At 58.7% G+C, this 332-nt stretch carries 1 pseudogene; it reads left to right on the forward strand.

Annotation, left to right across the window (positions count from 1 at the left end):
- Window positions 1-332: pseudogene (locus tag ACE41H_RS25240) on the forward strand (cell wall anchor protein); the annotation flags it as partial.

Genomic DNA, 332 nt, shown 5'->3' on the forward strand with positions numbered 1-332 from the left:
GGACAGAACGGCCAAACCATCAGCAACACCGCTGAAGTAACCGGGGATAACCTGAACAACCCGGATCAGCCGTCTGAGGACATCGTCGTTGGCGGCGGAAGTGGAAGCAACTCCGGCGTACCAGGAGAACCGAACAATGGTTCTTCCGGCAACACGAACAACTCGGGCTGGGGAGATTCTGATTCCGGTTCCACAGACTCCGGCCAATCCGGTGGATCAGGTGGAGCTGGAGGTACAGGCCAATCCGGCACCTCAGGTGACTCGGTGAACGGAGACGACTCCGGCAACGGAGATGGCAATGGCAGCAAGCTGCCGGCAACGGCAACGAATAT

The sequence above is a fragment of the Paenibacillus enshidis genome, from assembly GCF_042136365.1.
Taxonomy (GTDB): Bacteria; Bacillota; Bacilli; order Paenibacillales; family Paenibacillaceae; genus Paenibacillus; species Paenibacillus enshidis.